At 68.6% G+C, this 16,828-nt stretch carries 17 protein-coding genes and 1 pseudogene; 11 read left to right on the top strand and 7 right to left on the bottom strand.

The window, feature by feature from the left end:
• Positions 1–15 precede the first annotated feature (15 nt).
• Both DFI_RS14805 and DFI_RS14800 read left to right on the top strand, forming a co-directional pair.
• Positions 16–543, top strand: coding sequence for a GNAT family N-acetyltransferase (locus DFI_RS14805; protein WP_043779327.1), 528 nt, complete (start codon positions 16–18; stop codon positions 541–543).
• 71 nt (positions 544–614) lie between these two features.
• A complete protein-coding gene (locus DFI_RS14800; RefSeq protein WP_081425979.1) occupies positions 615–1,028 on the top strand; it encodes a GNAT family N-acetyltransferase in 414 nt (137 codons plus the stop codon).
• Positions 1,029–1,057: 29 nt separating this feature from the next.
• Here DFI_RS14800 and DFI_RS20300 read toward each other — a convergent pair whose 3' ends face one another.
• Positions 1,058–1,213 (bottom strand): hypothetical protein, encoded by a 156-nt coding sequence (locus tag DFI_RS20300; protein WP_162899087.1) that lies wholly within the window; start codon positions 1,211–1,213, stop codon positions 1,058–1,060.
• A gap of 97 nt (positions 1,214–1,310) precedes the next feature.
• On the opposite strand from DFI_RS20300, the gene DFI_RS14795 reads away from it, so the two are divergent.
• The 9 genes and pseudogenes from DFI_RS14795 (at position 1,311) to DFI_RS14755 (ending at position 10,115) form a co-directional block, all read left to right on the top strand.
• On the top strand, positions 1,311–1,583 hold the full coding sequence (locus tag DFI_RS14795) for a hypothetical protein (protein WP_027463980.1): 273 nt from the start codon (positions 1,311–1,313) through the stop codon (positions 1,581–1,583).
• Positions 1,580–2,023 (top strand): hypothetical protein, encoded by a 444-nt coding sequence (locus tag DFI_RS14790; protein WP_027463981.1) that lies wholly within the window; start codon positions 1,580–1,582, stop codon positions 2,021–2,023. Before DFI_RS14795 ends, DFI_RS14790 begins: the two co-directional genes overlap by 4 nt.
• A gap of 25 nt (positions 2,024–2,048) precedes the next feature.
• Positions 2,049–2,285, top strand: a pseudogene (locus DFI_RS20815) (IS982 family transposase); the annotation flags it as partial.
• Positions 2,286–2,641: 356 nt separating this feature from the next.
• Entirely contained in the window at positions 2,642–3,313 is a 672-nt protein-coding gene (locus DFI_RS14780) for a hypothetical protein (RefSeq protein ID WP_027463983.1), read from the top strand.
• Between the two features lie 319 nt (positions 3,314–3,632).
• Positions 3,633–5,306: a DUF4153 domain-containing protein gene (locus DFI_RS14775; protein WP_162145439.1), complete on the top strand. Its 1,674-nt coding sequence runs from the start codon at positions 3,633–3,635 to the stop codon at positions 5,304–5,306.
• A gap of 133 nt (positions 5,307–5,439) precedes the next feature.
• Positions 5,440–6,156 carry a response regulator transcription factor gene (locus tag DFI_RS14770; RefSeq protein WP_081425980.1) on the top strand — a complete coding sequence of 239 codons (717 nt, stop codon included), beginning with the start codon at positions 5,440–5,442 and terminating at the stop codon, positions 6,154–6,156.
• Complete coding sequence (locus DFI_RS14765; protein ID WP_051308210.1) at positions 6,149–7,165, top strand: sensor histidine kinase; 1,017 nt, start codon at positions 6,149–6,151, stop codon at positions 7,163–7,165. Before DFI_RS14770 ends, DFI_RS14765 begins: the two co-directional genes overlap by 8 nt.
• 99 nt (positions 7,166–7,264) lie before the next feature.
• Complete coding sequence (locus tag DFI_RS14760) at positions 7,265–8,032, top strand: ABC transporter ATP-binding protein (RefSeq protein WP_027463985.1); 768 nt, start codon at positions 7,265–7,267, stop codon at positions 8,030–8,032.
• The gene (locus DFI_RS14755; RefSeq protein ID WP_027463986.1) at positions 8,022–10,115 is read left to right on the top strand and encodes an FtsX-like permease family protein; all 2,094 of its coding nucleotides are present in this window, start codon (positions 8,022–8,024) and stop codon (positions 10,113–10,115) included. Before DFI_RS14760 ends, DFI_RS14755 begins: the two co-directional genes overlap by 11 nt.
• A 585-nt stretch (positions 10,116–10,700) precedes the next feature.
• On the opposite strand, the gene DFI_RS14750 is transcribed toward DFI_RS14755, so the two are convergent.
• Genes DFI_RS14750 through DFI_RS14725 form a run of 6 tightly spaced genes read right to left on the bottom strand, consistent with a single transcriptional unit; the run spans position 10,701 to position 16,766 of the window.
• On the bottom strand, positions 10,701–12,236 hold the full coding sequence (locus DFI_RS14750) for an aldehyde dehydrogenase (NADP(+)) (protein WP_051308212.1): 1,536 nt from the start codon (positions 12,234–12,236) through the stop codon (positions 10,701–10,703).
• A complete protein-coding gene (locus DFI_RS14745) occupies positions 12,233–13,144 on the bottom strand; it encodes a dihydrodipicolinate synthase family protein (protein WP_027463987.1) in 912 nt (303 codons plus the stop codon). The genes DFI_RS14750 and DFI_RS14745 overlap by 4 nt, the downstream gene beginning before the upstream one ends.
• A gap of 57 nt (positions 13,145–13,201) precedes the next feature.
• A complete protein-coding gene (locus DFI_RS20970) occupies positions 13,202–14,449 on the bottom strand; it encodes an FAD/NAD(P)-dependent oxidoreductase (protein ID WP_211235366.1) in 1,248 nt (415 codons plus the stop codon).
• Positions 14,442–14,678 carry a 2Fe-2S iron-sulfur cluster-binding protein gene (locus DFI_RS14735; RefSeq protein ID WP_027463989.1) on the bottom strand — a complete coding sequence of 79 codons (237 nt, stop codon included), beginning with the start codon at positions 14,676–14,678 and terminating at the stop codon, positions 14,442–14,444. The genes DFI_RS20970 and DFI_RS14735 overlap by 8 nt, the downstream gene beginning before the upstream one ends.
• On the bottom strand, positions 14,671–15,792 hold the full coding sequence (locus DFI_RS14730; protein ID WP_027463990.1) for an NAD(P)/FAD-dependent oxidoreductase: 1,122 nt from the start codon (positions 15,790–15,792) through the stop codon (positions 14,671–14,673). The genes DFI_RS14735 and DFI_RS14730 overlap by 8 nt, the downstream gene beginning before the upstream one ends.
• Positions 15,789–16,766 carry a proline racemase family protein gene (locus DFI_RS14725; protein WP_027463991.1) on the bottom strand — a complete coding sequence of 326 codons (978 nt, stop codon included), beginning with the start codon at positions 16,764–16,766 and terminating at the stop codon, positions 15,789–15,791. The genes DFI_RS14730 and DFI_RS14725 overlap by 4 nt, the downstream gene beginning before the upstream one ends.
• Positions 16,767–16,828 lie beyond the last annotated feature (62 nt).

The raw sequence follows: 16,828 nt of genomic DNA, 5'->3' as shown, positions 1-16,828 counted from the left end.
GGCACACTGGCCCGGATGCCCACCCTCACCCTGCGCCCCCGCCTTCCTGACGACCTCCCGGTCCTCTGGCAGTGGACCCGCGCCACCCCCAGCCCGGAATGGCAACAGTGGGACGGCCCGTACTTCACGAACAAACCCGGTCCCGTCCCCTTCGACGACTACGTGCAGGACATGCAGGCCCGTCCCCCGCAACCTCACAGCCGCATCATTGCCCTGGACGACGTGTGCATCGGGCAGGTCACGCGCTTCGAGGAAGCCCCCGCCGGGGGCGGGTGGTGGGAGCTCGGCATCGTCATCTACAACCCGGCGCACTGGGGCGGCGGCCTCGGCCGTGAAGCCCTCCGACAGTGGACCGACGTGACCTTTGTGGAAACGGACGCCCACGTGGTTACGCTCACCACCTGGAGTGGCAATGAGCGCATGGTCCGCGCTGCGGCGCGGGTGGGATACCGGGAGTGCGGCCGCGTCCCCGAAGCCCGCAATTGGCAGGGCCAGCGCCATGACAGCGTCCGCCTCGCCCGGCTCCGTCACGGGAAGCCGTGAGCGGATTGGTGGCCGGCCAGTCCCCACACGCCCCTCTGAGTGTCCGGCCGGCCACGTCAGCGGACGCTGCGATGATCGCACTGCATCGGTATCCCGATCTCCACGCCCACCATGAGGCCGTCACCTCGTACGCCGCCTGGGTGACGCGGGCGATGGAGCGGGACCTGTACCTGGGGTGGGTGGCGGAGTCGGCAGGCGAAGTGGTCGGTGGGTGCGGGTTGGTGATGCTCGAATGGGGCCCGACCCGTGAGGATCCGAGCCCCTGGCGGGGACGGATCGTCAACGTCTACACGGCCTCGGCCGTCCGGCAGCAGGGTGTCGCCCGCCTGTTACTGGGACACGCGCTGCAGGAGGCCCGGCAGCGCGGGCTGCACACCCTGAGCCTGGGGACGACCGAGATGGCCCGCGGCCTGTACGAGCAGGCGGGCTTCCGGCCATCTGGAAGTGAACTGGTGCGGCGTTCTGTGCCCCCTCCGCAGGATTGATGGAAGCGGCACTCGGCGGTCTGGGATGGTCAGGACGGGCCGGGACGGTGCGGACCGACGTACCCTGTCTCGGGGGAGGGCTGCTCCATCTCCGCCATGGCCCGGGTGATGCGGTCCTGCCTCCGAGCAAAGGCGAAGCCGATCAGCAGAACCGCGCCGAACACGCCGAGCAACATCCAGAACATGGGTGGCCTCCTGAAGGCAGGGGACGCCAGGATGGTCACGCGCAGGTCAGCACGTGCGGCGGGACACTCTGAGGCCTGCGACTACCCTGGAGGGGCCATGTCCCACCGCCTCCACGTCGCCCTGATCTCCTTCCGGCAGGTGCACTTCACCTCCGACAAGTGGGGCGCCCTCGACCTGGTCCGCCTGCTGGCCTCCGGCCCCATCACCTTCCGTGCCTGGTTTGACCGGGAGTTGGGCACCGCTCTCGGCGTGCGGGTGCCGCCAAGCGTCAAGGTCGGCAAACTGACCATCCAGGACTTCGTCCTGCCGGATGAGATGAAGCACCGGCAATTCCACCGCCTGCAGAGCATCTGGAGTGGCCTGAGATGAAACGCACCCCCCTGATCCCCCTGGCCCTCCTGGCCGTTCTTTCCGCATGTCGACAGGAGCCGAAAGTGAACACCGTGCAGGACTTCTATCAGCAGGTCGTTACGGATCTGCAGGGCGTGGAGGACGTGCAGTTTGACCGGAACCTCTGCGCGGATTCCTACGAGGCGGACGGCGGATGCTTCGTGTCCAAAGTGAACGCGGCCGACCTCGCCGTGCGCCTGGCGCAGCGCCTCCAGGAACGCGGTTATGACACGCGTGTCCGGTTGCAGCAGAACCACCTGATCTGGTCGACCACCGTCGTCCGTGACGGGTACGGGGTGGTCGTGCACGTGGACCCCCTCGACCGCCCGAATGATGACCCCCGCCGAGTGCAGTACGTCAAGGACGGCTTCCGCAGCCACGTTGCCCTGGCAGCTGCTCCCGACGACCAGGCTCCGTGAGCGGTGCAGACCGACCTCACCTGCGGACCAGGGCTCTCAGTCGAGATCCTGCCTGACACCGCCGAAGGTCAATGCGAGACGAACCGATCCGCGCTGGAAGTCGGCATGCGGCGCAGCCAGGAAATGCGTGTTATCGGCCGTCTCGGTCCTGGCCGGTGCGGGTTTACGTTGGGGCCAGGTGAAGACGGTGCTGAGCATGCGGTTGAAGGTGGCAGTGATTGCCTTGGCAAACAATTTGAAGTTCATTGACCTCAGCCGGTAATGCCGCTCTGGCTCTTCGCAGTGAAGGCCTGTTCAGCATTCAAGCCGGCCTCTAGGACCGTTGTGGCCATCCTGGTCTGGCCCCATGCCAGCACCTGCGAGAACTCCACTGTGGTGACACACCGTCGGAACCGGGTCTCGAACCGCAGTTCAAACGTCAGGAGGTCAACGCGAGCCCAATACCGTAACTGGGAGGTCGCCCCGGCTGTGAGTGGCACCGCCGCTTGGTTCTCGCCTCGAACGATGCCCTGCTCTCTTGTTCCCCAGCCGGACCTGAACCCGACCCGTCCAGTCCACCGCCCACGTCGGCCCCAAAGGAGGCGAGTCCCGTCAGAAGCTTGGGGTACGCTGGCGCGCGTGCCGATGATCGTCAACACGTTCGAACAGCTCAGCGAGAAGGTCAACCTCCGGGATGTCTTCTACGTACCGTCCTACCTCGACGATTACTTCTTCCGCCCCACGAGCCAGCTCCTGATCTGCGAGGGCGACCTGGTCCTCGACGGTGACCTGCGGCTCGACTGGGGCGAACTGAACGCACTGGCACCGGAAGGGACCTGGGACCTGAACGTCCTGGTCGTCTTCGGCGACCTGATCCTGGACGGCGGCCTGCTGAACACCGACATGGACGGGGGCCCGGTGCTCCTCGTGCAGGGCAACGTGAAGGCCCGCAACCTCATCTCGGGCGGCTCGGACATCATCGTGATGGGCAACGCCGACATCAGCGACGTCGTGTTCGCGAACTACAACCACGGGTACCTGGAGGTTAAAGGGCAGCTCAGTGCCGGACTGCTCGTCATGGTCGACCACAGTTACGACCTTGAAGACCTGAACGTCCCCGTGCAGATCTTCGAGGAAGATGACGGGGATGAGGACGGCGGCCTACCCGCCCACCTCGTGCAGATCAACGGCCTCCTCAAACGGCCGGTCTCCGATCTGGACGACCTCAAAACCCAGATCATCGAGGACGGTGATGTGCTGAACGACGACGCAAAGTACCCCGCGTGGAGCACATCACGCTCCGACGATTAACGCGGCTCACCCAACGCGTGCCCCAGATGAACAGAAAAAGCCGCACTCGGCGGCTTTGATAGGGAGAACGATAGCGTCTTATTCACGAGTGGCCCAGGACATGCATCACGTTCTGGACTGGTTGACCCACGGCGCGCCGGTTTACACGACCTGCCCGGCGACTGATCGTCAGGACCGCCCCGTGAAATAGCAGCCGTGGCTCCTCCATGGCGTGACGGCGTGGGGGCCGGAACCGCCACTATTGGACGACGCGTCCTTCGCAGGCGTCCCCTAGGGTGACCACATGTCCCCCTCCACTCTGCCTGCTGGGCACCCTGCCTTGACCCTGCCTCTCGCGGCCCTGGTCGGGGCGGGCGTGGGCCTGTTGACTGGCCTCGCCACCGACCATCAATGGATGATCACGGCGCCAGCCGTGACCGGCGGCGGCCTGGTGGCGGCCTGGACCGCCGGTCTGGGCGTGGTGTTCCTCGAGTCCGCCCGGCAACGGTGGGGGGCGGCTGGTCTCGCTTTGCTGCTGGGCATTCTCGGTGCGGGCCAGGGTGACCTGCAGTCGGGAATCGGCGACCCCTTGAATCCGAGTGGCTGGTTCCTGCTGGCCGTTTTTGGGGGCTCAGGCCTGCTGCTGCTCTCCGGGTGGACCGACCATCGCCGGTGGACGCCGCGGCCCGTGCCGCCGTTCGCTGTTCATTCCCTCCTCAGTGGCGTGATCGCCGGGATCCTCGGGACGCTGTTCTACGCCCTGCTGCTGCTTGCCGGGCAGCTGCTCGAGGCGGTGGGCTGGCGAGGCCTGCAACAACTGCTTGGTGAGGCGGAGGTCGCCGCTCCACTCGTGCTGGGCGCCTCAGCGTTCTTCGTGGCGGCCATTCGCGCGCAGCCGTGGGGGCTGGCCCTGACCCGCACCCTGGCGAACGTCCTCGGGTTCCTGCTTCCGGTTGCCGCGGTGATCCTGCTGCTCTTCGCGGCCGTCCTGCCGGTCGCGGCGCTACAGGACCCCAGAGCGCTGTACCGCGGGCTGCTCAGTTCGCCGCTGTACCTCACGCTCAGTGGCGTGTTCGTCCTGCTGACCCTGGCGGCCTTCTCCGCGCGTCCACCGGCCCTGCCTGTGGCTGTTCAGGCCCTGACTCGGGTGGGTGCCTTCCTGCTTCCCCTATTCCCGGCGCTGGCGCTGTACGGGCTGGGCGTCCGCATCGGGCAGTACGGGCTGACCGAGGAGCGGCTGATCGGGCTGGTCGGGGCGGTCTGGCTGCTGGTCACCAGCCTGGCCCTCGCGTTCACGCGGCGCTCTCCGGCGTTCGCGGGCCTCTCCCGCGCCACGGGCCTGAGTCTGGGCATCCTGGGGGCCCTCACCCTGCTGCTCAGCGTGCCGGCCCTGCGGCCCATGGATTGGTCCGCCCGGTCCCAGGCGGCGCGACTGACCCGCCCGGACCTCACCCGGAGACAGGCCGCAGAGATCGTCGACCAACTCGCGTACTCCAGTGGCCCGCTCGGAAAGCGTCTCCTCAGCGCCATCCCAGCAGCAGAGCTTTCACCGGCCGGCCGGAACCTCCGGCGCCGCAGTCAGGCGCTCAGTGCGCAGTCCTTCCGCGAGCAGGAGGTCTGGCGATCCCAGCGGCCCGGCACCGCCGAGATCGTCCTCTCCCCGGGCAGTCTGCCCGTTTCGGATGTCCAGCAGGCCGCGCTGCGCCGTCTTGTTGACGAGCGCCGGAACGTTCTGCGCCTGTCATTGCCTTACTTCGTGCATGCCTTCCCGTCCGGGAGTGGAACCAGGGTGATGGTCAACAGCCGCAACAACTGGTTCAACGGACTCTGGGTGGACTTTGACGCGGCCGCCCGGGTCGTGCGCAGCGGAACCTTCTCGCCCCTCCACCCCGAAAAGGGTGAAGGGGTGGATTGGAACGCCAACCCGTTCGACCGGTCGGCGCAGACCGGGACGATCACACTGCCCGTCGTGAAGGCCGGCGGTGCCGTGCTCATCCTCGACGAGGACGAATGACCACCCCGTCACGGGAACGGATGACTGCGCGGGCCGGATTGACCAGAGGACAGGGGATGAGTCCGGACTTGGTCGGTAGGATGCCCATGCCGTGGCGGTCACGTCGTTCACGTGCAGGAGGTGATAAGCAATCATGACCCGAACCCCATCCATTCTGATTGTCGAGGACGACCCCACCATCGCCAAGCTGCTCGCGGATGAACTCAGCCGCTCAGGCTGCCGGGCGATGACTGCGGCCGACCTGCAGGACGTCCTGGGTGAGTTCCGCCGTTACCGCCCGGACCTCGTCGTCATGGACGTGGGCCTGCCGGGTCGGAGCGGGTACGAATGGTGTGAACGGATCCGGGCCGAGTCGGCCGTGCCTGTGGTCTTTCTGTCCTCAAGGGCGGAGAGTGCCGACATCCTCTCGGCCCTGACGCGCGGCGCGGACGATTACATCACCAAGCCGTTCACGATGGCGGTCGCGGTGGCCAAAATCCACGCGCTGCTGCGCCGGACGTATGGATTCGGTGCGGGCGAGACCCAGAACCTGCAGGCCGGTCCGGCCGTCCTCGACCCGGAGCGGATGACCGTGTCCGGCCCGGACGGGCAGGCCTCCCTCACCCACACGGAGCTCCGCATCCTCCGCATCCTGTTTCGGAGTGCCGGCCGGTACGTCCGGCGGGACACGCTGTGCGAACTCTTGTGGAACGAGGACGCCTACATCGACGACAACACCCTGTCGGTGAACGTCACGCGCCTGCGGCGGAAACTCGATCAGGTGGGCGCAGGCGGGCTGATCTCCACGAAAAAAGGGTACGGGTACGGGGCGGCCATCACCTCCGAGGGATCCGGGGGGCAACGTGCCTGAACTGAGGACGTTCCTGCGCGCCCAGTGGCCTCAGTGGCTCTTCTGGGGGCTGGTGAGCGGGTTGTTCCTCGGCGTGGGGGGCCTGGCGGGATTGCCGGCCGGGTTCATGCTGTACGCGGCGCTGCTGAGCCTGGCCATGCTGGTGGTCTTCCAGGGCGTCCTGTTCCTGCGCTGGCGCAGGCAGGCGGCCTGGCTCGCGGCGCTCTCCATGGACGATCCTGCTCACCTGGCGGCGTACCGGGCGCAGTACCCGCTCGACCTGGCGGGCGTGACCCTGGCCCGCTTCGCGGCAACGTACCGGGACGCGGCCGGGGCTCAGGTCGCCAGGGAGAAGGAACGTGAGGCGTACTTCTCCCTGTGGCTGCACCAGATCAAAACGCCCTTGTCGGCGATGGCGCTGCTGCTTGATCCCGCGCCTGAAGAGGAGCTGGCCCTCACGGACCTGCGGCGTGAACGCCTGCGCATCGAGCAGTACGTGCACCTGGCGCTGGCGTTCCTGAAATTCGAGCGGCCCGGCGCGGACCTCGACATCCGCCCGGTGGACGTGGATGACGTGATCCGCAGGGCACTGCGCCGGCAGAGGACGCTGTTTATCGGAAGCCGCACCACGCTCAAGTACACCCCGACCGGGCTGAGCGTGATCAGTGACGCTGCCTGGCTGGATATCGTGATTGAGCAGGTGCTGTCCAACGCCCTGAAGTACGCGGCGGGCGGCACCATCTGGATTCATGTCCATCCGGACCAACCGACCACCCTGGTGATCGCCGACAACGGCCCCGGGATTCGTGCCGAGGATCTGCCGCGGCTGTTCGAGCGGGGCTACGCGGGCCTCGCGGGTCAAGGTCGGGGCGGGTCCAGCGGCCTGGGCCTGCCGCTGTCCCGCCAGATCTGCGAGCGGCTTGGCCATCACCTGCGCCTCGAGTCGGTGCCCGGCCAGGGCACCCAGGCGTTGCTGGACCTCGGCGAGAGAGGAGCGCAGGTTCAGGCGCCCTGTCTTACACGTTCGTAAGACTGGGCGCGGCCTGTAAGGTGCCGCAAATGCAGGAGAACGTGCGACCCGCTTAGCCTGACGCCACCCGGCCCAGTGGGCCCTCAGGAGGTCGCGAACATGTCCATGCTCACCGTCAGGAACTTACGCAAGGTCTACACCACCCGGTTCTCCGGCCACCAGACGGTGGCGCTCGAGGACGTCACGTTCACCGTGCAACAGGGTGAATACGTCGCCATCATGGGCGAGTCCGGGTCCGGCAAGACCACGCTTCTGAACATCCTGGCCACCCTTGACCGGCCCAGTACCGGTGAAGTGTGGCTGGATGAACGGGCCCTCACCTCAATTCCTGAACGGGACCTGGCCCGCTTTCGGCATGAACACCTGGGCTTCGTCTTTCAGGACTTCAACCTCCTGGACAACTTCTCGGTCCGGGACAACATTTTGCTTCCCCTCGTGCTGGCGATGACGCCGGAGGGCGAGCTGGAGCAGCGCCTGCTGCCAGTGGCCGAGGAACTCGGCATCGCCGCGCAGCTCGGCAAGTTCCCGTACGAGCTGTCCGGCGGGCAGCGGCAGCGGGTCGCGGTCGCCCGCGCCCTGATTACCCGCCCCCGCCTGATCCTGGCGGACGAACCGACCGGGGCGCTGGACTCCAAGGCCACCGGGCAACTGCTCGACGCCTTCGGCCGCATTCACTCGGGCGGGCAGACCATCCTGATGGTGACGCACAGCGTGACGGCGGCCAGCGCCGCCGGGCGCGTGCTGTTCATCCGTGATGGCCGGGTGTTCCACGAGCTGTACCGGGGTGGGCAGCCCCGAATGCTGTTCCAGGAAGCGGTCCTGAACGCCCTGACGCTGCTGGGACGGGAGCCGGTCCATGCGGACTGACCGCCTGTTTCGTCAGCTGGCTTGGCGAGGCCTGCGGGCCAACCGTGACGTGATCGTCCCGTACGTCCTGGCGAGTATCCTCACGATCGCCCTGTTCAACGTGTTCGCGTCACTGGTCAACAACGGGTTCGTCCGCTCCCGTTCCCCGGCGCTGGGTACCCTGATCTCCCTCGGTGCGGGCGTGACGGCCGTGTTCTCGGCCGTCTTCCTGGTGTATGCCCGCGGCTTCCTCGACAAACGGCGCCGCAGGGAAATGGCGCTGTACCGCGTCCTGGGCCTGGAACAGCGGCAGGTGGCCCGGGTTTTGTTGTGGGAGACTGTGCTGATCGCGTTCGCCGCACTGGCCGGCGGCCTGCTGACCGCGGCGCTCTTCGGGAACCTGGCCTTCATGGGTCTCAATGCCCTGATGCGCCTGCCGGCGCAGATGGGGTACACCCTGTCCTGGCCCGTGACCCTGCTGACCACTGCCCTGTTCGGAACGCTGTTCCTCGTGTCGTTGGGGTGGCAGGTCGCGGGCCTGGCCCGCTGCACGCCCGCCCAGCAGCTCGCCACCCAGGATGCCGGCGAACGGGAACCGAAGGTGAACGTGCTGGTCCTGCTGGCCGCCTTGGCCGCCCTGGCTGCCGGGTATGGCCTGTCCCTGACCACCAAGCAGCCCCTCGCCGCCCTTCAAAACATCTTCGTGGCCATCCTGCTGGTGATCGCAGGCACCTACGGACTGTTCACCAGCGGCTCGATTTTCGTGCTCAAGGCGCTGCGCGCGAACCGGCGCTTCTACTACCGCCCTCAGGCGTTCATCGCGACGTCCGGGATGCTCTACCGCATGCGGCAGAACGCCACTGGCCTGGCGAACATCGCCGTGCTGCTCACCATGACCGTGGTGACGCTGGCCACCACACTCACCATCTTCACAGGCTCCGAAGCGGCCCTCCAGGAGCGGTACCCGCATCAGAACGAGTTGACACTGACCGCTGCCCCAGGCTCTGCCAGGCCGGTGGCTGGCCTCGCCCAGCGTCAGATGGTCATTCAGTCGGCCGAAGGGCGGATTCGGCGCCACACAGCGCAGGCCGGCCGGCGCATGACCTGGACGGCCATGACCCGCAAGGTGTCCGTGATGGGTACTTTTGCTGCGAACGGGCGGTTCGAGCCGGCCCGGGCAGTGCGCATGCAGGGAAAGCTGCCCGACCACCTGATGCTGCTGACCGCCGATTCCTTCAAGGCCCTGACCGGCATGACCGTGCGGGTGCCCGCCGGGCGCGCCCTGGCCGCCGGGCACCCGCAGCCTGTCTCCCTGTCGGCGCTCAGAATCGGGGCCGTCCAGGTCCCCCTGCGTCCCCTTCAGGGGCCCAGCGCGGACGGGTGGCGGGGGTTGACCGATCCACTGGTCTCGAATGTCGTGGTCGTGGTGGACAGCGACGCGGCACTGGACCGCCTCCTAAGGGCCACCGTGGCGGCCGGCGCCGGGCCCCGCGCGGCCACGGACCTGCTCTCCTTCAGCTGGGAGACGGACGCCTCTGGGCCCAGCGACCTGCTCACCTACGCCAGAGCGGTCCGCACCGCAGCCGTCCCCGATCCGGTGAACGTACCAGCCGGAATGGACTTGTCATATCAATCCCGGGCCCTCAGCGCTCAGGAGTTCTACACCCTGAACGGCGGCTTCCTGTTCGTGGGCGCCTTCCTTGGGCTCGTGTTCTCCACCGGGACGGTGTTGATCACGTACTTCAAGCAGGTGTCCGAAGGACACAGCGACCGTCGCCGCTTCCGGATCATGGCGCAGGTTGGGTTGGACCAGGACACCATCCGCCGGGCCACGCACGTGCAGCTGGTCTGGATGTTCTTCCTGCCCCTCGGGGTGGCGGTCGTCCACACTCTGCTCGCGTATCCGATCATCAGCCGACTGTTGGTCCTGTTCGGCATCGTCGACTCCAGACCCTTCTTCTCGTCCATGCTCGGGGTTGTGCTGGCAGTGGCCCTGCTGTACTACGGGGTGTATCGCCTGACATCGGGTCTCTATCTCGGCATTCTTCAGGGGGCCGCTGGAGAGCACCCTGACTCCGGGTTGTTGGGGGGTGAAGCCAGCTAAGCGCGCCCCCTGCTGAGGGTATTGGCATGTCTTCTGGGCATTGACGACCCTGTCGTCGAGTGCACCGATGGATGTGCTGTGCGCCAACGCTCACAAGCTACGCGTTTTCCACAAGACGTCCTCGTCTGTGTTCGGTAGCGTTCGTTCATCACCTTCAACAAGGCTGAACGACTCCTCCGTGCCCTATGCGCTCTCCGTTCAGTCTCAAAACCTGACCTCCGGTTTGCATGCTCCGCCCATCGTCCTCCACACGCCCTGAGATCCATCCGACTCGGCTGCGCTGTTCTCTTCCAGGAGTTCCTGTGCCCAATCCCAAGGTGGCTGGCCGGCAGTTCCTTCAGATGCTCCTGAATGCGAACCGAGCGCTGTACGATGACGGATCGATCTGGGATGAGGGTCACTTCCTCACTCACTTTCCCGGAGCGGTGCCCTTCCCGCACTCACCCGTGCGTGAAGCAGTTTCATGCGCTCCCCCAAGCCCTGACGCCCGCAAGGTCACCAAGTAGGGCGACGCGGCAGCTGACCGGCATGCGAACGAAAGAGGTGGGAGCACTGTGCTCCCCCCTCTTTCGCCCTTGGTGTCCTTCAGGGTCCGGGCGTAAGCCCCTTGTTCGTCCACTCGCCGTCCACCTGACGCCACAGGTGCAGCGGGTTGGCGTCCTGCAGTGCCGCAGGCAGCGCCGCGTCTGGAAGATTCTGGTAGGCCATGAGGCGCGTGAAGCGGTGCATGGCGTGACTGCCGACGCTGGTGGTCACGCCATCGGTGGTGGCCGGGTAGGGGCCGCCATGCACCATCGCCGCGCCCACTTCGACGCCGGTCGGGTAGCCGTTGAACACGAACCGCCCGGCCCGGTCGATGAGGGCCTGGCACAGGGCGGTCAGGTCCGGCAGTTCGTCAGGGTCCGCGTGAAGGGTGGCGGTCAGCTGACCTTCCAGCCTGGTGATGACCTCCGGCAGGTCATCCACGTGGCGGTACCGGACCGCCACGCTGCTCGGTCCGAAGTTCTCCTGGCTCAGGGCTGGATGCCGCTGGAAGTCCTCAAGGGTCACTTCGATCACGGCGGGCGTGGCCTGTGCCGGCCCTCCCGCCGCGGCATGCACATGCACGCCCGGCAGCGTGGTCACCCTTTGGATGCCCTGCAGGTACGCGTCCTGAATGGCCGGGGTCAGCAGGGCGCAGGGCTCGGCGTGCCGGACCTGTTCTGCCACTGCGCCCAGGAGCGCGTCACCGTCAGCACCGGCTGGGATGAACACCAGGCCAGGTTGGGTGCACAGCTGCCCGCCGGACCCGGTGATGCTGGCGGCCAGCCCACGCGGGAGACCCTCTCGCCGGGCGGCGCGGGAGGTGATGACGACCGGGTTGACGCTGCTCATCTCCGCGTACACCGGGATGGGCACGGGCCGGGCCCGCGCGACCTGTTCGAGCGCGAGCCCACCGGCCCGGGAGCCGGTGAAGCCCACAGCGCGCACGGCCGGGTGCTTCACGAGCTCCTGGCCGAGGTGGGGGCCTTCTCCGAACACGATGCCGAACGTGCCTTCAGGCATGCCCGTCTCGTGCGCGGCGTGCTCCAGGGCTTCAGCGGCGAGCAGGGCCGTCTCCGGGTGGGCCGGGTGCGCCTTGACGACCACCGGGCAGCCGGCAGCCAGGGCGGAGGCGGTATCCCCGCCGGCGGTGCTGAACGCCAGCGGGAAGTTGCTCGCGCCGAACACCGCCACCACACCCAGCGGCACCCGCATGCTCCGCACGTCGGGTTTCGGGACGGGCGTCCGGTCCGGCCGGGCCCGGTCGATGCGGGCGTCCACCCAGGAGCCCTCCAGCACCGTCCGCGCGAAGAACTCGAGCTGACTGGCCGTCCGCTCCACCTCGCCGGTCAGGCGCGCTTCGTTGAGCCCGGTTTCCCGCATGGCAGCGCTGACCAGAGCACTCCCGGCCTGCCGCACCGCGCGGGCCGCCGCCTGCAGGAATTCACTCCGCCGCTGCGAACTGACGGCGGCGTAGGGGCGCGCGGCCTGGTCTGCCCGGTCCAGGGTCTGCCGGAACTCCTCCGGGGTGGTCACCAGGAAGGCGCGGGGGAGGGCCGTCCCCATGCCGCCGTTCCCGGAGTGCGGTGCCCGGGTCACAGGGCCGCGGTCCTCAGCGTCGGGGCCGGACCAGCCACCTGGAGCACGCGGCGCACCTCCGCCTGCTCCGCACCCGTCAGCGCCAGGCGCGGCGCGCGAACCCGGGCGGACCCGTGCCCGGTTTCCTCCTGCACGAACTTGATCAGCTGCACGAACTTCACCACGGTGTCCAGGCGCAGCAGCGGCAGGAACCAGCGGTAGAGGGTCATCGCGTCCTCCCAGCGGCCGGCGCGGCACAGGTCGAACAGCTCCACGGACTCCGCAGGGTGCGAGTTCACCAGTCCGGCAATCCACCCGGTGGCGCCCGCGGCCATGCCTTCGAGGAGGGCGTCGTCCACCCCGACGAGCAGTTCGACGTGCGGCGGAAGAATGGCTGCGAGCGCCGTGACGCGGCGGACGTCCGTGCTGGATTCCTTCACGCCGCGCACGTTGCTGTACTTCAGGGCCAGTTCCAGGATCTGCTCCGGCAGGAAATCGGTGCGGTACGCGACGGGGTTGTTGTAGAGGATCACCGGCAGCGGCGTCGCTTCGATCAAGGCGCTGAGGTGCGCTTTCATCTCCTCCCAGTCACTGGTGTACACGTAAGGGGGCAGCACCATCAGGCCCTGGCAGCCCGCCTTGTGCGCGGCCTGGGCGAGGCGCACCGCTTCCTGCGTGCTGAGGCTGCCGATGCCGGGAATGACCGGCGCGCCGTCCAGGGCGTCCACGAGAGTCCGGAGGACGGCAACTTTCTCGTCGAAGCTGAGCGTGTTGCCCTCCCCGAGGGAACCGAGCGGCACGATGCCGCGGCACCCGGCCTGCATCATCCACCGGGCGTGGTCGCGCAGGAACGCGTGGTTTACCTGCCCGTCTTCCTGAAAGGGGGTGGTGATGGCGGGAAAGACTCCTTCGAACATTTTCTGGGTCATGGAAAGCCTCCTGGGGCGGAACGTGGCGGAAGTACAGGGACGGTCGGAGGGACTGGACTACGACATCAGGTCCTCCAGAGGGGTGGGCAGGAGCGGGGGTCGGGGGGCCGGAGGGGACCATCCGTACAGGGCGGCGGTGATCGGGGCGCAGGTGCGGCCCTGGCACGCCCCCATCCCGCACCGGGTGTGGAGTTTGGCTTCCTCCCAGTGCGCTTTGCGGCGGAGCTCACCGTGCGTGACGTCCTCGCACCGGCAGACCACAGTGTCGGCAGCCGGCAGGGCCCGCACCTCGTCCCGGAGGGCAAACGCGGAGTCCAGCAGCGCCGCGAACGCGGCGTGGCGGGCCGCCTCGGCCGCATGTCCGTGCGGTGGGGACTGGCCCACCGCACTCAGGCCGGCGATCAGGCCTTCGAAGCGGGCCTGGTCGGCACCGCCGATGCCCGTGACCTCCCCGGCGGCGTACACGCCCGTCACGCTCGTCCGCTGGGACGCGTCCACCTGAACGGCGCCGCCCGCCACGGCGCAGCCCAGCATCCGGGCCACGCGGACTTCTGGCACGAGGCCGAACCCGACGGCCAGCCAGTCGCACGGCAGGGTGGTGTCGCGCCCGCCACGGCGCAGCGTGACCGCCTCCACGCGTTCCGTTCCGGTCGCGTGGATGGGGTAGGTGTCCGGCCAGACCGGCACGCCCAGCAGCCCGAGCATCATCCGGGCGGCCTGAACACCTTTGCCGGGCTGGGTGGCCGCGTGCGCCCCCATTCGAACCAGAGAACGCCAGGGGGCCTGCTCGGCGACGCCGAGTACGCGGGCGCCTTTCTGCCTCAAACTTTGGGCGACGGCGAGCAGGAGGGGCCCGGTGCCGGCCACCACCACGCGCTGCCCGGTCACGTCCAGACCGCTTTTGGTCAGGGCCTGCAGGCCGCCGGCGCCCACCACCCCCGGCAGCGTCCAGCCGGGAAACGGCATGTACCGCTCCGTGGCCCCCGTGGCGAGAATGATCGCTCCGGCCTTAACGCGCCTGAGGCCCTGGGAGGTGCTCAGCACCACGGTCCGGTCCGGTTCCGTCCAGCGCACCGAGGCGCCAGCGAGAACCTCCACGCGGGGCTCGGTGGCCAGCGCCTTCAGGACAGCTCCAGCTTCCCCGGGGGACTGCGCGGTGGCGCCCCTCCAGATCTGCCCGCCGGCGGACGGCAGCGCGTCCGCGACAAGGACCGCAGCCCCAGCCCGCGCAGCGGTCAGGGCTGCCGAAAGCCCGGCCGGGCCGGCCCCGATCACCAGGACGTCGGTCCGCAACACCTCACTCACTGGACACCTCCACGCGCTGGCCGTCCCGGGCGGGCGTCAGGCACGTCCGGACGAGGTGCCCGTCCACCCGGGCCCGGCATTCGAAGCAGCTGCCCATGCCGCACAGGGCGCTGCGGGGTTCACCGGTGAGGCTGCGCCGCAGCGCCCCATGGTGGACGAGCAGGGCGGCGAGCACGCTTGCGCCCTCCGGCACGTTGACGCGTTGGTGTCCGATCCAGAGTTCAGGCATGCGCGTGCTCCCGGGGCCCGGTCAGGCGGGCTGTGGTGAAGTCGTGCGCGGCCAGGGGCGTCACCCGGCCGGTCAGGTGGTGCAGCAGGAGTTCTGCCGTGCCCAGGGCCGTGGTGATCCCCAGGCCTTCATGGCCCACGGCCAGCAGCAGGTCCGGGCGGTCCGGGAGGGGACCGATCAAGGGCAGGTGATCGGGCGTGGCGCAGCGCTGACCGGTCCACACGCGCAGCGCGCTGGCTTTGGTCAGGGCGGGCAGGAACGCCGCGGCCCGCCTCAACATCCGCTGAAGCAGCGGCCACTCCACGTCCGGTCCCGTCTGCCCGAACTGCCGGCTGGACCCGATCAGCAGCTGCCCAGTCGGGCGGGGCTGCACGTTGAACGCCACGCTGTCTTCCTCACTGCCGTGGGCACTGCGGAGGTACCCCAGTTCGACGAGTTGATGGCGCACCTGCGGCGCACCCCGTTCCGTGATCAGCAGGTGCCCTTTACGGGCCCGCAGGGGCAGATCGGGCAGGAGCGCCAGGGCGCCCATGCCGGCGGCCAGGACCGTGAAGTCCGCCGGGAGAGTCCCACCGGACGCGAGCCTGACCTTTCCCGGATCCACGGCCACCACGGCGTCGCGGACGACGGTGACGCCGGCCCGCTCGAGCAGGAACTGCGCGGCGACCGGGGCGTACACCACTGCGTCATCCGGCACGAGGAGCCCACCAGCCAGGCCAGGCCGCAGGGCGGGCTCGGTGCGCCCCAGTTCCGGCCCGTCCACGGCCGTCGCGCGGCGGCCCACGGCCTGGTACGCGGCCTGCTTGGCCGTCACGGCCGCCGCGTCCGCGTCGTCGCTGGCGACCCAGGCGGTGCCGCAGCGGCGGTACTCGGCCCGGACCGGCAGCTCACTGGCAAGCTCCGCCCAGAGCTCCAGGCTGCGGCTGGTCAGCGCCAATTGCGCCGGGCTGTCATCCATCACCACCAGGTGACCCATGCCGGCGGCCGTGGCGCCGGCGCCGACGCACCGCTCCTCCACGACGGTCACCCGCGCACCGGCGCGCGCCAGAGCGTCCGCGCAGGCCGCGCCGACCATGCCGCCGCCCACCACGACGGCCACTGCCCCGCGCGTCACGCGCCCGACCCGGCCCCCGCAGCCGGAATGCCCCACGGGAACGGATCTTCAGGGTCGGCGATCAACTCCCCTTCCACGGTCACGAAGGCCTGGCCGGTGATCGTCGGGAGAATGCCCGTGCGGTCGCGTGCGGGGACGTACGCGCCCTGGAACTCACTGCCGATGACGCTCTGCTGCCGCCACACCACACCGGGCGCGAGGTGACCGTCCGCGGCGAGGCATGCCAGTTTTGCGCTCGTGCCGGTCCCGCAGGGGCTGCGGTCATACGCCTTGCCGGGACAGAGGACGAAATTCCGGGCCACGTCCCCCATCTCCATCAACTCGATGTGATCGATGACCTCACCGCCCTGGCCGGTGACGCCCTGCGCGTGCAGCGCCTCGCGAATCCGCCAGGCGTGGTCGGTGAGGCGCTCGACGTTGCCGAGGCAGATAGACGCGGGAACGGACGACGTGAGGAAAAACCAGTTCCCGCCGTACGCCACGTCCCCCTCCACGACTCCGGCGCCTGGGACGTTCACCGTGACCCGGGCCCGGTGGCGGTAGGAGCGGACGTTCGCGACACTGACCCGCCCGTCCCCGTGCAGGGTGGCGGTGACCACGCCCGCTGGCGTGTCGATGCGGTGCTGACCTGGCTGCAGCTGGCCGAGGTAGGCGAGCGTGGCGACCACGCCCATCGTCCCGTGACCGCACATGCCCAGCACGCCGACGTTGTTGAAGAAGATGACGCCTGCGGCACAGTCAGGCGCTTTCGGCGGGACCAGCAGGGCACTGACGAGCACGTCACTCCCGCGCGGCTCGTTGTTCACCAGGGTGCGCCAGTCCCCGAACGCCCCGGCCAGGGCGAGACGCTGCTCCGCCAGCGTCTCCCCAGGAAGCGCGGGAAAGCCCGACAGGACCGTCCGGGTCGGCTCGCCGGCCGTGTGGGAGTCGATGAAGCGAATGCGGCCAGGCGTGGCCAGGCTCGGTTGTGTCATGCCTGAAACGCTAGAGGTTCGCCCCGGGCCCTGTCTTGAGGCCCGGGGACCCCTCAGCTGCC

Source organism: Deinococcus ficus (genome assembly GCF_003444775.1).
Taxonomy (GTDB): Bacteria; Deinococcota; Deinococci; order Deinococcales; family Deinococcaceae; genus Deinococcus; species Deinococcus ficus.
This window is presented reverse-complemented; position numbering and strand designations above follow the sequence as displayed.

Coding starts and splice junctions, on each gene's coding strand:
- DFI_RS14790 (WP_027463981.1), top strand. CDS start 1,580: ATGAAACGCACCCCCCTGATCCCCCTGGCCCTCCTGGCCGTTCTTTCC.
- DFI_RS14755 (WP_027463986.1), top strand. CDS start 8,022: ATGCGGACTGACCGCCTGTTTCGTCAGCTGGCTTGGCGAGGCCTGCGG.
- DFI_RS20300 (WP_162899087.1), bottom strand. CDS start 1,213: ATGTTCTGGATGTTGCTCGGCGTGTTCGGCGCGGTTCTGCTGATCGGC.
- DFI_RS14735 (WP_027463989.1), bottom strand. CDS start 14,678: ATGCCTGAACTCTGGATCGGACACCAACGCGTCAACGTGCCGGAGGGC.
- DFI_RS14770 (WP_081425980.1), top strand. CDS start 5,440: ATGACCCGAACCCCATCCATTCTGATTGTCGAGGACGACCCCACCATC.
- DFI_RS14760 (WP_027463985.1), top strand. CDS start 7,265: ATGTCCATGCTCACCGTCAGGAACTTACGCAAGGTCTACACCACCCGG.
- DFI_RS14725 (WP_027463991.1), bottom strand. CDS start 16,766: ATGACACAACCGAGCCTGGCCACGCCTGGCCGCATTCGCTTCATCGAC.
- DFI_RS14800 (WP_081425979.1), top strand. CDS start 615: ATGATCGCACTGCATCGGTATCCCGATCTCCACGCCCACCATGAGGCC.
- DFI_RS14745 (WP_027463987.1), bottom strand. CDS start 13,144: ATGACCCAGAAAATGTTCGAAGGAGTCTTTCCCGCCATCACCACCCCC.
- DFI_RS14795 (WP_027463980.1), top strand. CDS start 1,311: ATGTCCCACCGCCTCCACGTCGCCCTGATCTCCTTCCGGCAGGTGCAC.
- DFI_RS14805 (WP_043779327.1), top strand. CDS start 16: ATGCCCACCCTCACCCTGCGCCCCCGCCTTCCTGACGACCTCCCGGTC.